Annotated in this window: 3 protein-coding genes; 2 read left to right on the forward strand and 1 reads right to left on the reverse strand. The window is 37.7% G+C overall.

Going from position 1 to position 2362, the window contains the following annotated elements:
* The first annotated feature begins 100 nt into the window (after positions 1 to 100).
* Entirely contained in the window at positions 101 to 1060 is a 960-nt protein-coding gene (locus FC65_RS10115) for a nucleoside hydrolase (RefSeq protein WP_056972585.1), read from the forward strand.
* Positions 1061 to 1079: 19 nt separating this feature from the next.
* Complete coding sequence (locus tag FC65_RS10120) at positions 1080 to 1436, forward strand: hypothetical protein (RefSeq protein WP_010496068.1); 357 nt, start codon at positions 1080 to 1082, stop codon at positions 1434 to 1436.
* Between the two features lie 108 nt (positions 1437 to 1544).
* On the opposite strand, the gene FC65_RS10125 is transcribed toward FC65_RS10120, so the two are convergent.
* The gene (locus FC65_RS10125) at positions 1545 to 2303 is read right to left on the reverse strand and encodes an NADPH-dependent oxidoreductase (RefSeq protein ID WP_056972587.1); all 759 of its coding nucleotides are present in this window, start codon (positions 2301 to 2303) and stop codon (positions 1545 to 1547) included.
* Positions 2304 to 2362 lie beyond the last annotated feature (59 nt).

Below are 2362 nucleotides of genomic sequence, written 5' to 3' on the forward strand. Positions count from 1 at the left end.
CCTTTTTACACAAACTTCTTGACACTCCCCAAGCGGCTTTTTTTTTGCTAAACTTAACTATAGGATATAGTAACAGTTATTTTAATAAGGAGTGGATTAAATGGCAAAATACAAAATGATCCTGGATCTAGATACTGGTATTGATGACGCTTTGGCCATCGCGTATGCATTAGCAACACCTGAAACAGATTTGATTGGGATCATCGGTTCATATGGTAATGTAGTTACTTCTCGTGGTGTCCAGAACAGTCTAGACCTTCTAGAATTATTAGGGCATCCAGAAGTTCCTGTGTACATGGGCGCAAATCATTCCTCAACCACAGACCATTTTGACGTAATGCCTGTTAGTGCACAGATCCATGGTGTAAACGGAGTCGGTGAAGTTTCTTTAAAACAAGCTGACCGCCAAGTCGAAACTGGTTCAGGCGTTGATTTTCTAATTTCAGCTGCACATCAATATCAAAAAGACCTTTTATTAGTACCCACTGGTCCATTAACAAACCTAGCCGCAGCTCTAGACAAAGATCCTGAAATTGAAAATTTGATCGGTAATGTAACTTTAATGGGTGGCGCACTAACTGTTCCGGGAAATGTTACCCCTGTCACCGAGGCAAATATCAATCAAGATCCCCAAGCTGCTGACCGCGTATTCCGCAGTTCGCTTCCCCTGACCATGGTCGGTCTTGACGTTACAACACGAACTTTGCTAACTACTAGAGAAACTCAACAATGGCGGGACCTAGGAACAGTTGCTGGGCAAAAGTACGCTGAAATCGTCGATTTTTATATTGATGCCTATAAAGTAACAAGCCCTCATTTAGGCGGCTGTGCCTTGCATGATCCACTAGCTGTTGCAGTTGCAGTCGAACCAGATCTTATTTCAACCATTTATTTAAACATGAAAGTTGATACAAAAGCATCATTTGCCGGTCGAACAATCGGTGATGAGACTCGGATCAATGATCCTGCCACTCAAACACAAGTCGCAGTTAATGTTGATAAAGAACGCTTTGTACAAGAGTTTATGACAAAGTTAACCGAACTATTCAAAAATAATTAGTATAAAAGCAGGTGGTTACATGAATTGGAAGTATGTTGGAATTTTCTTATTTGTAGTTTGGCTATTGCTAACTATAAATAAATTTTTAAATTTAAGTCGGCAGAAAAGTTTCTCTTACAAACGTGCATTTTTTGGCCAATTAGAGTGGTATAAAAATTTTCGCAATTGGTTATTTATCATTGCACTAGCATTAATAGAGGTCTTTGCTTCACTTAAAACCATCTTTTTATTGTTTTTGATTGCTGCGCTAGTATTTTTAATTCTGTGTTTGCGTAACTTAAAATTTAGGATCGGTCCACCTTCCAATTCTATTTGGTTATCTGGTTTAAATTTAGTGCTGATTATTTTTTCCAGCGTTTTTGTCTTTTTTCTTTAAAATAGAAAAAGTCCTTATCCCCAGTTGAAGTACCCCATAATTGTTAGAAATACCTTCTAATAATTATGGGGTACTTTACATTCTTCAGATTAGCGTAATCGGTACTTTTTAATACAAACAAAGTTTCTGACGGTGCAACGTCTGCAAAATCTCGTCACGTCTGGTAATTTTATGATTTAACTTGTCTGAATTGATCTGATTGGTAAATGAATCTATTCGTCGGTTAGAATCACGCAAGTCATAATAAGTTTGCACAACTTGGTCATATTTTTCCAGTTCAGAAGTTTCTAGAGTATAATTATATTCATTTTCAAAAGTTCTGAGATCAAGTGGAAGTCGCGGTTTTAATTGCGGTTCTTGATCAGGGACGCCTACTTGAAGCCCCAAAATTGGAAAAGTTAACGGCGGAAGTTTTAAAGTTTCAACCATTTTCGCAGAGTCATTAACGATACTTCCTAAAAATACCGTTCCCAAACCTAAACTCTCTGCCATAGTAGCCACACTTTGAACTGAAAGTACAGTATCATCATATGCCTGGAAAAAGACATCGGTATTGTGTAAACGCCCATCATCATTACGCTGATGTTTCCGAATCTGCTGATTGCGATACAGATCAACTATAAAAATAAACAAGTCGCCATTTGCCCCAACATAATCTTGCTGACAAATATTTCTGATCACCCTTCTCTTTTCCAGATCCGTCACATGTATCACAGAAGACTGTTGCAAAAACGACGAAGTGGCAGTCTGACGTGCTGTTTGCATCAACAGCTCAACTGTCTTTCTGGGCAATTTTTGCTCCTTAAAAGCTCGGATCGTTCTTCTATTTAAAAGTAAACTTTTGGTTTGATTTTTTTTATCAGTCAACTTATCCCAACTTTCTAACAGTTATATTAAAAAGGGTCTAAACTTTTTAGTGTTGATGA

Origin of the sequence: Ligilactobacillus acidipiscis DSM 15836, from assembly GCF_001435755.1 — a bacterium.
In the GTDB taxonomy this organism is placed as follows: domain Bacteria; phylum Bacillota; class Bacilli; order Lactobacillales; family Lactobacillaceae; genus Ligilactobacillus; species Ligilactobacillus acidipiscis.